Consider the following 16564-nt stretch of genomic DNA (forward strand, 5'->3'; position numbering starts at 1 on the left):
CGGCCGCCGGGTCGGCGTGATCAGCCATGTCGAGGAGATGAAGGAGCGGATCGCGGTGCGGGTCGAGGTGACGCCTCAGGGCGGCGGGCGCAGCACGCTGACGGTCACCTCGTCCTGATCCACGGCGATCTTAGGACTGCACGCCTAAACATGCTATGCTGGCCATCCCGACCCGCTGCAAGGCCAGCCCGCGATGCCTCACCACAACCGATATGCGAATCTGCACAAACGAACCCGAGCCGCGCCTGTCGACCCATTGACGAAACGAACCCGAGCCATCCCCGACTCGATCCGTTATCGCCTGCCCGTGGGAACGTCCCGACGCGACGGCGCTCTCAGCCTTCGTCGCGCTGCATTCTGCACGAGCGAACCCGAGATCTGCCGCTCAGGCGGCCGCGGCCATCCGGTCCGGCGGCACCAGCTGCAGGCTGCGCCGACCAAGCAGGCGGCAGAGCGCCAGGGTCAGGTCGGCACGGTTCAGGGCATAGAGATGCAGGGAGTCGAAGCCCTCGGCGACCAGGCGGCGGCACTGCTCGGCGGCGACCGTGGTCGCGACCATGCGCGCCAGTTCCGGCTGGTCGTCCAGCCCGTGGAACAGCTCGGCCAGCCATTCTGGGATGGTGGCGCCGCACATGCCGCTGAAGCGGCGGATCTGGGCGAAGGAATGGATCGGCATGATGCCCGGCACGATCGGCGCCTGGATACCGGCCGCGTGGCAGGCATCGCGGAAGCGCAGGATCCGGTCGGTGTCGAAGCAGTACTGGGTGATCAGGTGCGAGGCGCCGGCCTCGACCTTGGTGCGCAGATGGGCGAGGTCGGTGGCGGCATCGGCCGATTCCGGATGGACCTCCGGGTAGCAGCCGACGCCGATGTCGAACCGCCCGGCCTCGGCCAGTGCCCGCACCAGGTCCGAGGCATGGGCGAACCCGTCCGGCCGCGGCCGGTAGGGCTGGCCGATGCCGTCGGTCGAATCGCCGCGCAGCGCCACCACCCGGGTGACGCCCAGGGCTGTGTAGCGCTCGGCCAGTGCCGCCACGTCGCGCCGGTCCACCGCGGCCGCGGTGATGTGCGGCGCCACCGGCAGGCCGAACCGCTCCTGCAGCTCGCGCACCGTGGCGAAGGTCGCTTCCACCTGCTCGCCGCCGCCCGCCCCGGAGGTGACGGTCAGATGATCCGGGCCCACCGCCGCGAGACGGGCGACCTCGGTGAAGAAGGTCTCGGTGGCCGGGCCGCTCTTGGGCGGGAACAGCTCGACCGACAGCCTGGGCTGCGGCAGGGGCTCGCCCAGCAGCGGGAAGTGGCGGAGGACCCGGCGGTCCTCATGCAGCCGGTCGAGGGTGGTGGGCTCGGACATGAGCTGCTCCGGTTGCTGGGAGTCGCTGATGGCGGCGTCGGAACGGGCGCGGCTCATGCCAGCGCCTCGCTGCGGCCATGGGGCGGGAAGGGCAGGACCTGGGCATCGGCCAGCCTGGCCGACCACAGGACCACGGTGAGATCGCCGCCCGGCACCTGCACGGACGGCTCGACCTGGAGGCCCAGCTCCTCGAGCCAGCCGGTCATCTCCGGGTCGGTGAAGCCCAGGCGGCGGTGCTGGCGCGCTTCGCGCAGGTCCTCGCGCTCGTGTCGGGCCAGGTCGATCACCACGATCCGCCCGCCCGGCGCCAGCACCCGGCGGGCCTCGGCCAGCGCCGCGAACGGATCGTCGGCGAAATGCAGCACCTGATGGAAGGTCACCGCGCTGAACGAGGCGTCGGGCAGCGGCAGCTGGTACATGTCGCCGTGGCGGACCTGGCAGTTGCGCGCCTCGCGCCGGTCCAGGTTGGCCCGCGCGATCTTGAGCATGTCCTGGGCGACGTCGACACCCAGGCCATAGCCGATCCGACTGGCGAGCAGCTGCAGGACCCGGCCGGTGCCGGTGCCGATGTCGAGCAGGGAGGGGGTGCTGACCCCCTCGAACAGGTGGGTGAGCGCCTGCTCGATCGCGGCGGTCTCGGCCGGACCCAGCTCGCGCTCCTCGTCCCAGGCCTTGGCATGGTGGTCGAACCAGGCTTCGGCGGCCCGGCGCCGTGCGGCGCGCACCACTTCCAGCCGGCGGCGATCCAGCTGGAGCACGCCGTCCTCGGCGGGCAGGAGGCGGCAGATCGAGCGGGCGAGCCTGGCGCCGTCGCCGTCCTGGGCGCGCCGGTAGAACACCCAGCTGCCTTCGCGGAAGCGGTCGAGCAGGCCGGCCTCGGCCAGGATCTTCAGGTGGCGGGAGATGCGCGGCTGCGACTGGCCCAGCACCTGGACCAGCTCGCTGACCGTCCACTCGCCCTGGGCACAGATGGCGAGCAGGCGCAGGCGTGACGGATCGGCCGCGGCAGCGAGGCCATCCAGCAGCTGGGCGAGTTCGGGGCCGGCAGAATCCATCTCAGATCTCCTGAGACATATCTACATTTCTTTATATCCACCGGTCAAGCGCTCCGGTACTGGTCACAGCAGGGCACCGATCCGTGAGGCCGTGCATGGCCTCAACTTGAATCCCCGTGGCACGGCACGTACTTGTCGCGGCGGACCGATGAATGACGACGCTTTCCCCATCCTCCGCTATCGAGAGGTGAAGATGAGCCAGCAAGGGCGCGCGGCGCGGCCTGTACCGATCCTGGCGCTCGCGCTGGTCCTGGCGGGCTGCGCTACGGCCGAGGATCCGGATCCCTGGGAGCCGGTCAACCGCGCGATCTTCGGCTTCAACGAGGTCGCGGACCGCGCGGTCCTGACCCCGGTGTCCCGCGGCTACCGGGCAGTGGTGCCCGAGCCCGTGCGCGATAGCGTCAGCAACTTCCTGAACAACCTGCGCGAGCCCACCCACTTCGTGAACCTGGCGCTCCAGGGCGAGCGGGAAGGGTTCGGCACCTCGGTCGGCCGGTTCGTCATCAACACCACGCTGGGCGTGGGCGGTCTGTTCGATGCGGCCTCGGCGTTCGGCTACCAGAAGCAGGAGACCCGGTTCGGCACGACCCTGCAGAAATGGGGGGTGGGGCCCGGCCCCTACGTGGTCCTGCCCCTGTTCGGTCCCGATGTGGTGCGTGGCGCGGTGGGCCGCCTGCCGGACATGACCCTGAACCCGACCTTCTACCTGAGCAGCGACTGGCCCTGGATCACCCAGAACGTCATGGAGGGCGTCGACTTCCACGTCCAGAACATGGATGCGATCGAGGACCTGCGCCGGGGCAGCGTCGACATGTATGCCACGGTGCGCTCGATCTACCTGCAGCGGCTCGGAGCGGAGATCGCCGGCAGCGGTTCGGATGCCCAGTATGACGCGATCTTCGAGGAGGAGCCGGATGTTGAGTGATGCCCGTGCGGCCGTGGTGAGCCGCCGCGGCTTGCTGGCCGGTGCCACGGCATTGGCCGTGCTGACGATACTCCGCATTCCGGCCGGCGCGCAGGAAGCCCCGTCGGCCTTCATGGACAAGGTCGGCCAGGAAGTGGTGGCGACCTTCGGTGACGCCTCGCTGAACGACCAGGAGCGGCTGGCTCGGCTGGTGTCGATCCTGGACAAGAGCGTCGACTTCGAGATCGTCGGCCGGCTGGTCAGCGGCCGCTACTGGCGCCAGGCGAGCCCGGCGCAGCAGCAGGAGTTCGTCGACCTGTTCCGGCAGTTCACCATCGAGACGATCGCCTCCCAGCTGCGCAACTACGGGGGCGAGACCTACGAGATCACGGGCGAGCGCGTGGTCGACGACCGGGACACGGTCGTGTCGAGCAAGATCGTGCGCGTCCGGGGCCAGCCGCCGGCCAATGTCGACTGGCGGGTGCGCCGCACCGACGATGGCTTCAAGATCATCGACGTGGTCGGCGAGGGCGTATCGGCGGTGGTCACTTGGCGCCAGGAATATGGCGAAGTGCTGGAGCGCAGCGGCTTCGACGGGGTGATCGCCCGCCTGAAGGAGCAGATCGCGGCCCGTCGCTCGGCCTGAGCCGCGGCCCGTTCCGGGTCGGGCGCCGGCTTGGCCATGCCCGACCCTTCCTGATCACTGAAGCTGGCGTTCCAGCTCCGCGATCCGTGCCCGGGCACGCGCCAGCTCCTGCCGCAACGCGGCCGGGTCCTCCAGGACCGGAAGCTCTGCGGCCGATAGCTGGCCGGCGGCAGGGGCAATCACCGACCGCTGCTCCGCCAGTTCGCTCAGCGCCTGCGCCATCGCATCCAGCTGCGCTCGGGCGGCAGCGATCCCGCTCTGGGCCTGCGTGAACTCGTCGAGCCTGGCCTCGGCCGCCTTGGCCAGTTCCTGCGCCTCGCGCTCCAGCCGGTCATGCTGGCCGCGCACCGTGGCGAGTTCCCCGTCGAGCGCCCGGTTGGCTTCGCGCAGCTGTCCGTTCTCCCGTTCCAGCTCCCTGGTCCGGTCTTTCAGCCGGCCGATCTCGTCCAGCCGGTCGGCCGCATCCTTGGCCGACGCACCGGCGAGTGCCACCTGCTCCTCGACCCTGGTGCGCAACTGCCTGTTCTCGCCTTCCAGCTCCCTGGTCCGGTCGTTCAGCCGGCCGATCTCCGCCAGCCGATCGGCAGCATCCTTGGCCGACGCACCGGCGAGTCCCGCCTGCTCCTCGACCCTGGTGCGCAACTGCCTGTTCTCGCCCTCCAGCTCCCTGATCCGGTCGTTCAGCCGGCCGATCTCGTTCAGCCGGTCGGCCGCATCCTGGGTCGCCGCTTCGGCGAGTGCCACCTGCTCCTCGGCCTTCGCCTGCAGCTGCCCGTTCTCCAGCTCCAGATCCCTGATCCGGTCGCTCAGCCGGCCGATCTCCGCCAGCCGATCGGCAGCGTCCTTGGCCTCGGCACCGGTGAGTGCCCGCTGCTCCTCGATCTTGGCACGGATCTGCGCAAGCGCTGCCTCGAGCTGCGCGGCACTGGAGCCGTCCTCCATTGCCAGCGCCGGGCCGGCGCCGATGAGGACGGCGCCCAGCAGCATCACCGCCGCCCTCAAGCCGGATCCTCCACCTCCGTGGCCACACCGGTGACGCCGCGCGCCAGCGATGCCTCCAGGAACTGGTCGAGATCGCCGTCCAGCACCCCCTGCGTGTCCGACGTCTCCACCCCGGTGCGCAGGTCCTTCACCATCCGGTAGGGCTGCAGCACGTAGGAGCGGATCTGGTGGCCCCAGCCGATATCGGTCTTGGCCGCCTCGGTGGCGTCCGCTGCCGCCCGGCGCTTCTGCAGCTCCAGCTCGTAGAGCCTGGCGCGCAGCATCCCGAACGCGGTGTCGCGGTTGCGGTGCTGCGAGCGGTCGGTCTGGCAGCTCACCACGATGCCGGTCGGCAGATGGGTGATGCGGATCGCCGATTCCGTCCGGTTGACGTGCTGGCCGCCGGCGCCGGAGGCCCGGTAGGTATCGATGCGCAGGTCCTTGTCCTGGATGTCGACCTCGATCGAATCGTCGATCTCGGGATAGACCCAGACGCTTGCGAAGCTGGTGTGGCGGCGCGCCTGGCTGTCATAGGGGGAGATGCGCACCAGCCGGTGCACGCCCGCCTCGGTCTTCAGCCAGCCATAGGCGTTCTCGCCCTCCAGCCGGAGCGTGGCCGACTTGATCCCGGCCTCCTCGCCCTCGGTCTCCTGGATCAGGTTGACCTTGTAGCCGTGCTGCTCGGCCCAGCGCGTGTACATGCGCATGAGCATCTCGGCCCAGTCCTGGCTCTCCGTCCCGCCGGCACCCGCGTTGATCTCGATGAACGCGTTGTTGCGGTCGGCCTCGCCGGACAGCATCGCCTCCAGCTGCAGGCGGCGGACGGTATCCTTCAGGCCGGCGAGGTCGCGCTGGATCTCGCCGAGCGTCGCCTCGTCGTTCTCCGCCTCGGCCAGTTCCGCCAGCTCCAGCCCGTCGTTCAGCCGGGTCTCGATCTCGCGAACCTGATCGATCCGCGCCGCCAGACCGTTGCGCTCGCGCATGATCTTCTGCGCGCGCTCCGCATCGTTCCAGAGCGTCGGATCCTCGGAAAGGGCGTTCAGCTCGTCCAGGCGGACCAGGGCTTCATCCCAGTCAAAGATGCCTCCGTAGAAGGGCCACACCCTCCTTCAGCTCGTCGGCGGGATTTGCGATCTCAGCACGCATGTTCAGGCTCCGTAGGGACAGGATCGGGCATCGATTGGGAAAAGGTGGGAGTGCCGGCGGTCAGTACAGGCCGTCATCCATGACCGGGGGGGCTGCCGGTGCAGCGGGTGGTGCCCGCCGGCCGGCCGGCTGCGGGTCGTAGAGAGCGGTCTCGCCACCGACCACCGCGGCGCTCGGCAGTTCACTGGTGGGCGCGGTGCCCGGCAAGAACGCCTCCAGGATCACCTGTTTGGTGTCGGGGCCGGGCAGGGCGCCGGTCGTGGCATCGATGCGGACCAGCTGCACGCCGGGCGGCACCCGGAACGGGGTAGGCGGGGTGCCTTCCAGCACCTTGCCCATGATCTCGGTCCAGACCGGCAGGGCCACCGTCCCGCCGGTCTCATGCTCCCCCAGGCTCTTGGGCTGGTCGAAGCCGATGAACACGCCGGTGACCAGGTCCGGCGAGAAGCCGACGAACCAGGTGTCCTTGGCATCGTTGGACGTGCCGGTCTTGCCGCCGAGCGGCCGGCCGAGCTTGCTGGCGCTGGCGGCGGTGCCGCGCTCCACCACTCCGGCCAGCATGTTGGTCATCTGATAGGCAAACCGCTCGTCGGTCACCACCGACCTCGTGTCGGGCAGGAGCGGCGGCAGGCCGCCGTCATAGGCCAGGGCCGTGCAGCCGTCGCAGCCCCGGTCGTCCCGGCGCGTCAGCGTCCTGCCGTAGCGGTCCTGGATCCGTTCGACCAGCACCGGGGTCAGCTGCCTGCCGCCATTGACCAGCTCGGCATAGGCGGAAGTCAGGCCCAGCAGCGTGACCTCGTTGGAGCCGAGCGAACCGGCCAGATAGTGCTGCAGGCCGCGATCGATCCCGAAGCGGCGCGCCACGTCGATCACCTTGTCCATGCCGACCGCCTGGGCCAGGCGCACGGTCATCAGGTTGCGCGACTTCTCCAGCCCCAGGCGCAGGGTGGAGGGACCGTAGAAGCGCTGGCTGTAGTTCTCGGGCTTCCACTTGGGCTGGTCCGGCCCCTGGTCGATCACGATCGGCGCATCCAGCACGATCGAGGCCGGCGTGTAGCCGTTCTCCAGGGCTGCCAGGTAGACGAACGGCTTGAAGGACGAGCCCGGCTGCCGCCAGGCCTGGGTGGCCCGGTTGAAGCTGCTCTGCCGGAAGTCGAACCCGCCCGAGATCGCCAGGACCCGGCCGGTATTGGGGTCGAGCACCACGGCGGCACCCTCGACCTCGGGGCGCTGGCGCAGGCCGAAGCGCGGCGGCTCTCCCTCGGCCGCGATGTTCTCGACCAGGATGACGTCGCCCTGCTTCAGCACCTGGTCGGCGCGTGTGGGCGCCGGGCCCATCCGGCCCTCCGCGTCCACCGGGCGTGCCCATTTCAGGTCGGCACTGCGGATCGTCCCGGTCGTGCCGTCGGCGAGCGCCAGATCGGCACCCTCGGCACCTGCAGCCAGTACCAGCGCCTTTTGCCAGTCGAGCAGACTGAAGCCCGGATCGACTGCCGCCAGCGCGTCCTGCCAGTCCGGGCGGGTAGCGGCGTCCGGCAGGTTCGCGATCGGGCCGCGCCAGCCGGTCTTGCGGTCGTACTCGGACAGGCCGCGCCGCAGCGCGCTGTCGGCGATTCGCTGGATGCGCGGCTGCACCGTGGTCCGCACCGACAGGCCACCCTCGTAGAAGCCGGCCTCGCCCAGCTGCGCCACCAGCCGGCGGCGCACCTCCTCCAGGAAGAAGTCGGCCGAGGCCTGGTCGGCCTGGCCCCTGCGGGCGCGCAGGACGAACGGCTCGGCCCGGGCGGCGTCCGCTTCCTCGGCGGTGATGTAGCGGTCCGCCTGCATCCGGCCGATCACGTAGTTGCGCCGGTCGCGCGCCACCTCGGCATTGCGGGCCGGGTCGTAGCGCGACGGCGCCTTCGGCAGCCCGGCGATGAACGCGATCTCGCCCAGCGTCAGCTCGTCCAGCGACTTGTCGAAATAGTTGAGCGCCGCGGCGGCGATGCCGTAGGCTCGGTAGCCCAGGAAGATCTCGTTGAGATAGAGCTCGAGGATCCGATCCTTGCTCAGCACCCGCTCCATGCGGATCGCCAGGATCGCTTCCTTGATCTTGCGGTCGAGCGACATCTCGTTGGTGAGCAGGAAGTTCTTCGCCACCTGCTGGGTGATGGTCGAGGCGCCGCGCGGCCGCTCGTCGTTGGCGACCCGGCGCAGATTGTCGACCACGGCGGACGCGATGCCCTGCGGATCCACGCCCCAGTGGTTCCAGAAATTCTGATCCTCGGCGGCAACGAAGGCCTGCTGGATGCGGACCGGGATCGCGTGGATCGGGACCCAGACGCGCCGCTCCTTGGCGAACTCGGCGAGCAGCCGCCCGTCGCCGGCATGGATGCGGGTGACCGTCGGCGGCTCGTAGGTAGCGAGCTGCGCCACGTCCGGCAGGTCCTGGCCATAGCGCCACCATGCATAGCCCAGTGCGCCGACACCGATCAGGACCGCCAGCAGGAGCAGGTTGAACAGCACGCCCAGCGCGCGCAGGAACGACGTCAAGCTCTTCAACCTTCCCGTGCGAGGCAGTGCGCCGGCGGCAGACCCTGTGTCAGGCCTCGTACCGGATCTGGTGGCAGGCCCGGTGGCAGGCAATATGGCAGCCGATGCGGCAATGGTGACCGTTCACGACCGAACTTCGCCCCAATGTTACCGCATCCGCCGGCAGGGCTCAATTCCGCACCGGCCCTGCCAACCGATTGCATGTGCTCAGTGGGGTGCGATGGCGAAATAGGCATCCAGCGCGTTCAGCACCGCGCCCGCCACCTTGCGGCGGTGGCCCGGGTCGTTGAGCAGTTGCTCGTCGCGCGGGTTGGACAGAAAGCCCAGCTCCAGCAGCACGCTGGGAGTATCGGGCGACTTCAGCACCACGAAGCCGGCGAACCGGCGGGTGCCCTTCACCAGCCGGGTGACCTTGCCGAGCTCGCGCACCAGGGCATCGGCGAAGCCGATCGAGCGGTTGGTCGCGTCGCGCAGGGCGAGATCGATCAGGATCTCGCTCACGATCGGGTCCTGGTCGGTCAGGTCCAGCCCGCTGACGATGTCGGCCTTGTTCTCCTTTTGGGCGAGCGCTGCGGCTTCGCGGTCGGAGGCGCGGTCGGACAGGGTGTAGACCGAGGCCCCCCGCATCTCCGCATTGCGTGCTAGGCTGTCGGCGTGGATCGAGATGAACAGGGCTCCGCCGGCCTCGCGGGCGAAGTTCAGTCGCTGGCGCAACGGCACCGCCTTGTCGCGATCGCGGGTGAGCGCCACCCGGTACCGCCCGGACTCTTCCAGTCTGGCCTTGATCGCCTTGGCTACTGCGAGGGTGATGGTCTTCTCGTAGGTGCCGCGCCGGCCGATCGTGCCCGGGTCCTTGCCGCCATGGCCCGGGTCCAGGACGATCAGCGGCTTGATGGGGACAGGAGCCGGGACCGGGGCCGGCGCCGCCTGGTCCGCGGCGGGCGCCTCCAGCACGGAGCCGATCCCGGCGGTGGCCGCCGGCGGTGCCACCGCTTCCGGGCGCGGCAGGACCTTGGGTGTGGGCACGGGCGGCACGCGCCCGGCTGCAGCCTGCGGTGCCACCCGTTCTGCCGTCTCCTCGTTCGTCCCTGCCGCGGGCGGTGCCGGCTCCGGCTGGGCCGGGGCCGCCAGGGCCGGGGCGGGGCCGGGGATCAGGTCGATCACCAGGCGGTAGAAGCGCGAGTCTGGGGACGGCACCAGGAGCTCGGCATTCGCCACCCGCGCCTGGCCCTTGAGGTCGACCTCGAGGCTGGCCGCACCCGGCGTGGTGCTGGTGTACCAGGCGTCGACCAGGCCGCGCGGCTGGGGCAGCCGGCCGATCGGCAGCGCCCAGCGGGCCTGCGGCACGATCACCTCGAGCCGGGTGCGGTCGGCGGACAGGCTGGTCTCGATCGGGACGTTGGCATCGAGATCGAGAACGATCCGAGTGTGGGCATCCCGCATCCCGAACCGCAGCCCGGAGATCAGTGTCTCGGCAGCGATGGCCGGGAAAGTGGCGAATAGGATCGACAGAATCACCATGGCGACGACCGCCAGGCCATGCGCGGTTACAGCTGCCATCGACCTTCGACGGGAACCGATGTCTCCGGTATGTCTTGGTGATTGAGACAGCGGATCGATGGTTCTATAGTCCCGTGCGTGCGAGCGGATCCGGTGCCGATCGCCGTGGTTCGCGCAAGTTCGCAGCCCGGCTTCCGGATAGCGCCGATCCCGCCGCATCTCAACCAACAGGCTGCCCCGCCGGGTCGAACCCGGGGCCGCCCACATCTTCCGAACGCAATGCACCACGTTGGATACCTGCCGTACGACGAACCCCGCAGAAGTGCGGTGGTCGAACCGTCGGCATCGGCCCGCGTGGCACCCCTCGCCTCGGCCGCCACAGGGCGGGCGAGCCAACCCGATTCGCGTGCAGGACTGCGCGCGGGCCTACAGCAGCACGCGGCGGCGCCGGGCATCACTATGCCTCGCCATGCGCGTGCGGAGACTCCCCTCGATGACTCGACGCATGTTGATCGATGCCGGCCACCCGGAGGAAACCCGGGTCGTCATTCTCAATGACAAGCAGCTGGTCGATTTCGATTTCGAATCGTCCACCAAGAAGCAGATCAAGGGCAACGTCTATCTCGCCAAGGTGACGCGCGTGGAGCCCTCGCTCCAGGCCGCGTTCGTCGAGTATGGCGGCAACCGGCACGGCTTCCTGGCATTTTCCGAGATTCACCCGGACTATTTCCAGATCCCGCAGGCCGACCGGGCGATGCTGGAAGACGTCGCCCGCGGCGACGAGGGCGAGGGCAGCGGCAACGGCTCTGACGACGACGACGAGGCCGACATCGCCCGCAGGCGCACACGGCTCCTGCGCAGCTACAAGATCCAGGAAGTGATCAAGCGCCGGCAGATCATGCTGGTGCAGGTCGTCAAGGAGGAGCGCGGCACCAAGGGTGCCGCGCTGACCACCTATCTGTCGCTGGCCGGCCGCTACTGCGTGCTGATGCCGAACACGCCGCGCGGCGGCGGGATCAGCCGCAAGATCGACGACGCGGAGGACCGCAAGCGGCTGAAGGAGATCGCCGCGGAGCTGGAAGTGCCCAAGGGCATGGGCCTGATCATCCGCACCGCCGGCCAGGAGCGCACCCGGGCCGAGATCCGGCGCGACTACGACTATCTCCTGCGCCAGTGGGAGGACATCCGCGAGACCACGCTCAAGAGCATGGCGCCGGCCCTGATCTACGAGGAAGGCGACCTCGTGAAACGGGCGATGCGCGACCTCTACAGCCGCGAGATCGACGAGGTGCTGGTCGAGGGCGACGAGGCCTACAAGCAGGCCAAGCGCATCATGACCATGCTGATCCCGTCGCGCTCGCGGCAGGTGAAGCAGTATCGCGACGAGGCACCCCTGTTCTTCCGCTACGGCGTGGAGGACCAGCTCGACGCGATGCACCTGCCCAAGGTGGACCTGCCGTCGGGCGGCTCGATCGTGATCCACACGACCGAGGCGCTGACCGCGATCGACGTCAACTCGGGCAAGTCGACCCGCGAGCGGCACATCGACGAGACCGCGCTCAAGACCAATCTGGAGGCGGCGGACGAGGCGGCGCGCCAGATGCGGCTGCGCGACCTGGCCGGCCTGATCGTGATCGACTTCATCGACATGGCCGACCAGCGCCACGAGCGCCAGGTCGAGCGGCGGCTGCGCGACGCCCTCAAGCTGGACCGTGCCCGCCTGCAGATCGGCAAGATCAGCCAGTTCGGGCTCTTGGAGCTGTCCCGGCAGCGGATGCGGCCGTCCTTGCAGGAGCTGTCCACCCAGACCTGCCCGGTCTGCCATGGCCTGGGCGTGGTGCGGTCGACTGAATCCTGCGCCTTGCAGGCGCTGCGCCGCATCCAGGAGGTCGGCATCGCCGGCGAGACCGCGGTGATGCGCGTGATCGTGCCGGGCAGCGCTGCCTACTACCTGCTCAACCACAAGCGCGACGCGCTGTTCCGCCTGGAGCAGCGCTACCAGATGCGGGTGTTCGTCGACACCGACGATCAGATGATCCCGGGCGACATCGGCGTGGAGCGCATGGAGCGACGCGAGAAGCCGATCGAGGTGCCGCCGCCCGCTTCGCTGGCCGAGCCCGAGGAGCCGGTCGAGGAGCCGATCGTCGAGGAAGAGGAGGAACTGGCCGAGCGCCGCAGCGAGCGTGCCCGCAGCGAGAACGGCCGCGGCCGGCGCGACCGCCGTGGCGGTCGCCGGGACGAGGCTGGCGAGGATCGGCAGCACCGCGAGCCGGTCGAGGCAGTGGCCGTGGCCGAGGACGCGGCCGAGGAGCCGGTGGTTGCCGAGCAGCCGGTCGAGGCTACGGCCAATGGCGACGAAGGCGAGGAAGGTGGCCGCAAGCGCCGCCGCCGGCGCCGTCGTCGTCGTCGCGGCGACCGTAACGGCGAGCAGGCCGGCATGGCCCAGGAGTTGGGTGGTGAGGAGCAGTTCGACGAGGATGGCGAGGATGCCGAGGAGGGCGAGCCGCTGGCTGCCCGGCCATCCGAGGCTGGACCCGTCGAGGTCGAAGCCCGCGAGGCCGTGCCTGTCGAGCCTGAACCCGTCGAGGCTGGGCCGGTGGAGGCCGAGCCGGTAGCGACCGCTGGCGAGGCGGCACCGGCCGATACCCCGGTCGTCCCGTTGCCGGCCGAGCTGATGACGCCGGTGGAAGCCCCGCCGGTGCCGGAGGCGGCCGAACAGCCGGCGGAGCCGGTGGCTGAGGCCAAGCCGAAGCGGCGCACCCGGGCCAAGAAGACGGCCGAGGTGACCGAGGCGGCGACGGAGGCCAAGCCAGCCAAGCCGCGTCGAGCACCACCTGCCCGGAAGAAGGCTCAGGCGGCTGAAGAGCCGGCAGAGCCCGTGGTCGAGGCGAAGCCCAAGCGGCGGCGGACCACGAAGAAGGCAGCCGAGGCGGAGGTGCCGGCGGCCGAGCCGGCACCGGTGCCTGCACCGGAGCAGGCGGTAGCACCGGCAGCCGAGCCCGTGCCCGCTCCGGAGCCTGCCCAGGCTCCGGAACCCGCGAAGGCCGAGCCTGCTCCCGCACCGGAGCCGGTGGCGGCCGAAGCGCCGGCCCGGCCGGTGCGGCGCGGCTGGTGGAACCGGCTGACCGGCAGCTAGGCCCGGCGGATCATCGGGGTGAGGGCGGCTTCGAGTCGCTCCGCCCCGATCCGGATCCGCTCGGGATCAGCGGCGAACGACAGCCGGATCCAGTTCTCGCCGTCGACGGGGTCGAAATCCATGCCGGGAGTGACGGCGACATGGGCCTCGTGCAGAAGGCGGCGCGCCAGCTCGCTGGCCGGAACGCCGGTCGGCCGGATGTCGGCCCAGAGATAGAAGGCGCCGTCGGGAGGGGCGATCCGGTCGAGCCCCGCCCGGCCCAGTGCCTGGCGCAGCAGGTCGCGATTGGCTCGGTAGATTCCGACCCGGGCGTGCAGTTCCTCCTCGGCATCCATGGCGGCGGTGGCGGCCACCTGGGCCACGGTGGGCGTGGAGATGAACAGGTTCTGTGCCAGCCGCTCCACCGGCCGGACCAGCGGCTCGGGCAGCACCAGCCAGCCGACCCGCCAGCCGGTCATCGCCCAGAATTTCGAGAAGCTGTTGACGACCAACGCCTCTGGCTCGACCTTGAGCACCGTGGTCGCGGGTGCCTCGTAGGTGATGCCTTGATAGATCTCGTCGACGATCAGGCGGACACGGCGCGCCCTGGCCCAGGCGGCGAGGGCCGCCAGCCGCGCGTCGTCGAGCATGGTGCCGGTGGGATTGGCCGGGCTCTGCAGCACCAGGCCGTCGATCCGGCCCGGAATCGCGTCGAGTTCCGCCGGGGTCGGCTGGAAGCCGTCGGCAGGGCCGGTGGCCACCCGCACCGCCTCGATTCCGAGCGCCGCCATGACGTTGCGGTAGCAGGGATAGCTGGGATCGGCGACCAGCACGCGCGCACCCGGGTCGAAGCTCGCCAGGAAGCCCAGCACGAAGCCGCCCGAGGCACCGGTGGTGACCGCGATGCGCTGCCAGTCGACGTCCAGGCCATGCCAGTCGCGGTAATGGCGGGCGATGCGCCTGCGCAGGGCAGGCAGGCCCAGAGCCGGCGTATAGCCGAGGGCGCCGTCGCGCAGGGCGGCAGCCGCGGCCTCCAGGGCGGGCGCGGGCGCGCCGCCACCTGGCTCGCCGATCTCGAGATGGACGACGTCATGACCCGCCGCTTCCTGCCGGGCAGCATCGATCACCACGTCCATCACCAAAAAGGACGGGATCGCGCTGCGTTCGGAGGGCGGAAGGGGAATTTTTCGATCGGCTGGCACGGCTTCTCCTGCCGGATGGTGGCGGTGGTCGTCCTGGTACTGGTCCTGCTGGCGGCACCGCTGCGGCCGGCCCTGGCCCAGTCCCTGTTCCTCCTGCGCGACGTCGAGATCGAGACGACGCTCCGTGAGCTCTCCGACCCGATCTTCCGCGCAGCCGGGCTCGATCCCTCCTCCATCCGCATCTACATCGTCAACGACAACTCGCTGAACGCGTTCGTCGCGGGCGGGCAGAACCTGTTCCTGAACTCCGGACTGCTGATCACCACCGAGACCCCGGACCAGCTGGAAGGGGTGATCGCGCACGAGACCGGCCACATCGCCGGCGGCCATCTGAGCCGTGCCCAGGTCGCGATGCAGAATGCCGGCAGCCAGGCGCTGCTCGGCACGCTGCTGGGGCTGGCTGCCGCCGCCATGGGTGCCCCGCAGGTCGGCATCGCGGCGATGGCCGGCGGGCTCACCGTGGCGCAGGGCGGCTTCCTGAAGTTCAGCCGTGGCCAGGAGCAGGCGGCCGACCAGGCCGCGGTGCGGCTCCTGGGTGATCTCGGCCAGAGCCCGGAGGGCCTGCTGCAGTTCTTCCGGATCCTGGATACCGACGACCTGCGCGTGAGCGGGCGGGCCGATCCCTGGCTCATGACCCACCCGCTCACCAGCTCGCGTATCGAGTTCCTCCAAAACCAGCTCGCGAAGTCGCCTTTTGCCGGCCGGCAGATCGAGGGGCCCGCGGTGGAGCGGCATGCCCGGATGCGCGCCAAGCTCGACGCCTTCCTGGCCGAGCCGTCGGACGCGCTGCGCCGCTGGCAGGACGACGGCACGCTGGCCGGACGCTACGCCACCGCCATCGCGCTCTACCGCATCCCGCGCCTGAACGACGCGCTGGCGGCGATCCGCCAATTGATCAAGGAGCATCCGGACGACCCCTACTTCCATGAGCTGGAAGGACAGATGCTGTACGAGAACGGCCGGCTGGCGGAGGCGGCCGGGCCGTATCGCGCAGCCTTGCGCCTCCTGCCCCGCAGCGGCCTGCTCAAGCTGGGCCTGGCCAAGGCGCTGATCGATTCGGACGACCCGGCTGACCTCAAGGAGGCGCGCCAGCAGCTCGTGGACACGACGGTCACCGAGCCGGACAACGCCGAGGCGTTCCGGCTGCTCGCTACCGCGGAGGGTCTGCTCGGCAACGAGGGGGCAGCGGCGATGGCGATGGCCGAGTATAATCTCCGCATTGGCCAGTTCGACGACGCAAGGCGCTTTGCCCGGCGTGCGTCGCAGATGATCCAGCCGGGCGATCCCGGCTTCCTCAAGCTGCAGGACCTGCAGGCGGCGATCGATGCGCTGCCGGCAGATTCCCGCAACCGGCGAACCAACTAGAACGGCGGCACTGCCGCCTTGCTGGAGTGATCTCCTTGCGCATCCGCCCCGCCATCCTCGCCGGCCTCCTGCTGCTGGCCGCCCCGCCGCTCCTGGCTGAAGAGACGCCCCCGATCGATCGGGCGGCGGTGGAGCAGGTCGTGCGCGAACTGCTCCAGCGCGAGCCGGAACTGGTGATGGAGGCGCTGCAGTCGCTCCAGGCCCGGCAGGAGGCCGAGCAGGCCCAACAGGCCCAGCAGGCGGTTGCCGACAATGCCGAGGCCCTGAAGGGCGAGCCCGCCGAGGTCGCGGCCAATCCGGACGGCGATGTCACCCTGGTCGAGTTCATGGACTATCATTGCGGCTATTGCCGGCGGATGATGCCGACGCTCCGCGACCTGGTGGGCAAGGACAAGGGTGTCCGCTTCGTGCTCAAGGAGTTCCCGATCCTGGGGCCGGATTCGGTGGTGGCGGCCAGGGCCGCGGTCGCCGCGCGCAACCAGGGCCGCTACTGGGACATGCATCTGGCCCTGATGGAGAGCGAGGACATTTCGCTGGATGGCGTGCGGGCAGTGGCGGCCGGTCTGGGCCTCGACGTCGCCCGGCTGGAGGCCGACATGAACTCGCCGCAGACCGAGCAGGTGCTGGCGGCCGACATGGAGCTCGCCCGCAAGCTCGGCCTGCGCGGCACACCGGCCTTCGTGCTGGGCGGCGAGATCATCCCGGGTGCCGTGCCGCCCGACCAGCTGGAAGACCTGATCGCGGCGACGCGGGAGCGGAGCTGA

General features: G+C 70.0%; 12 protein-coding genes. 5 read left to right on the forward strand and 7 right to left on the reverse strand.

What is annotated here, in order from left to right; all coding sequences use genetic code 11:
- Nucleotides 1-385: 385 nt before the first annotated feature.
- Together VNS22_RS18470 and VNS22_RS18475 are read right to left on the reverse strand one after the other, a co-directional pair.
- Complete coding sequence (locus tag VNS22_RS18470) at nt 386-1354, reverse strand: methylenetetrahydrofolate reductase (RefSeq protein ID WP_325735000.1); 969 nt, start codon at nt 1352-1354, stop codon at nt 386-388.
- A gap of 53 nt (nt 1355-1407) precedes the next feature.
- Entirely contained in the window at nt 1408-2409 is a 1002-nt protein-coding gene (locus VNS22_RS18475) for a metalloregulator ArsR/SmtB family transcription factor (RefSeq protein WP_325735002.1), read from the reverse strand.
- Between the two features lie 193 nt (nt 2410-2602).
- On the opposite strand from VNS22_RS18475, the gene VNS22_RS18480 reads away from it, so the two are divergent.
- Nucleotides 2603-3334 (forward strand): VacJ family lipoprotein, encoded by a 732-nt coding sequence (locus VNS22_RS18480; RefSeq protein WP_325735004.1) that lies wholly within the window; start codon nt 2603-2605, stop codon nt 3332-3334.
- Nucleotides 3327-3959, forward strand: a complete 633-nt coding sequence (locus VNS22_RS18485; RefSeq protein ID WP_325735006.1) for an ABC transporter substrate-binding protein — start codon at nt 3327-3329, stop codon at nt 3957-3959. Before VNS22_RS18480 ends, VNS22_RS18485 begins: the two co-directional genes overlap by 8 nt.
- Nucleotides 3960-4013: 54 nt before the next feature.
- Here VNS22_RS18485 and VNS22_RS18490 read toward each other — a convergent pair whose 3' ends face one another.
- The 4 genes from VNS22_RS18490 to VNS22_RS18505 form a co-directional block, all read right to left on the reverse strand.
- Nucleotides 4014-4961: a hypothetical protein gene (locus VNS22_RS18490; RefSeq protein WP_325735008.1), complete on the reverse strand. Its 948-nt coding sequence runs from the start codon at nt 4959-4961 to the stop codon at nt 4014-4016.
- A protein-coding gene (gene prfB / locus VNS22_RS18495) for a peptide chain release factor 2 (protein ID WP_325735010.1) occupies nt 4958-6086 on the reverse strand; the annotation gives its coding sequence in 2 pieces (ribosomal slippage) (nt 4958-6016 and nt 6018-6086; 1128 coding nt in all). The genes VNS22_RS18490 and prfB overlap by 4 nt, the downstream gene beginning before the upstream one ends.
- Nucleotides 6087-6146: 60 nt before the next feature.
- A complete protein-coding gene (locus VNS22_RS18500; protein ID WP_325735012.1) occupies nt 6147-8618 on the reverse strand; it encodes a penicillin-binding protein 1A in 2472 nt (823 codons plus the stop codon).
- A 207-nt stretch (nt 8619-8825) separates the two neighbouring features.
- Nucleotides 8826-10178, reverse strand: coding sequence for an N-acetylmuramoyl-L-alanine amidase (locus tag VNS22_RS18505; protein WP_325735014.1), 1353 nt, complete (start codon nt 10176-10178; stop codon nt 8826-8828).
- A gap of 433 nt (nt 10179-10611) precedes the next feature.
- Between VNS22_RS18505 and VNS22_RS18510 the strand changes: the two genes are divergently transcribed.
- On the forward strand, nt 10612-13254 hold the full coding sequence (locus VNS22_RS18510) for an Rne/Rng family ribonuclease (RefSeq protein WP_325735016.1): 2643 nt from the start codon (nt 10612-10614) through the stop codon (nt 13252-13254).
- Here the strand turns inward: VNS22_RS18510 and VNS22_RS18515 are convergent.
- Complete coding sequence (locus VNS22_RS18515; RefSeq protein WP_325735018.1) at nt 13251-14435, reverse strand: pyridoxal phosphate-dependent aminotransferase; 1185 nt, start codon at nt 14433-14435, stop codon at nt 13251-13253. The genes VNS22_RS18510 and VNS22_RS18515 overlap by 4 nt on opposite strands.
- Nucleotides 14436-14459: 24 nt before the next feature.
- Here VNS22_RS18515 and VNS22_RS18520 point away from each other — a divergent pair, with 24 nt between their 5' ends.
- Nucleotides 14460-15800 carry a M48 family metalloprotease gene (locus tag VNS22_RS18520; protein ID WP_325735020.1) on the forward strand — a complete coding sequence of 447 codons (1341 nt, stop codon included), beginning with the start codon at nt 14460-14462 and terminating at the stop codon, nt 15798-15800.
- Between the two features lie 35 nt (nt 15801-15835).
- The gene (locus VNS22_RS18525; protein ID WP_325735022.1) at nt 15836-16564 is read left to right on the forward strand and encodes a DsbA family protein; all 729 of its coding nucleotides are present in this window, start codon (nt 15836-15838) and stop codon (nt 16562-16564) included.

The organism is Geminicoccus sp., from assembly GCF_035556675.1.
GTDB lineage: Bacteria > Pseudomonadota > Alphaproteobacteria > Geminicoccales > Geminicoccaceae > Geminicoccus.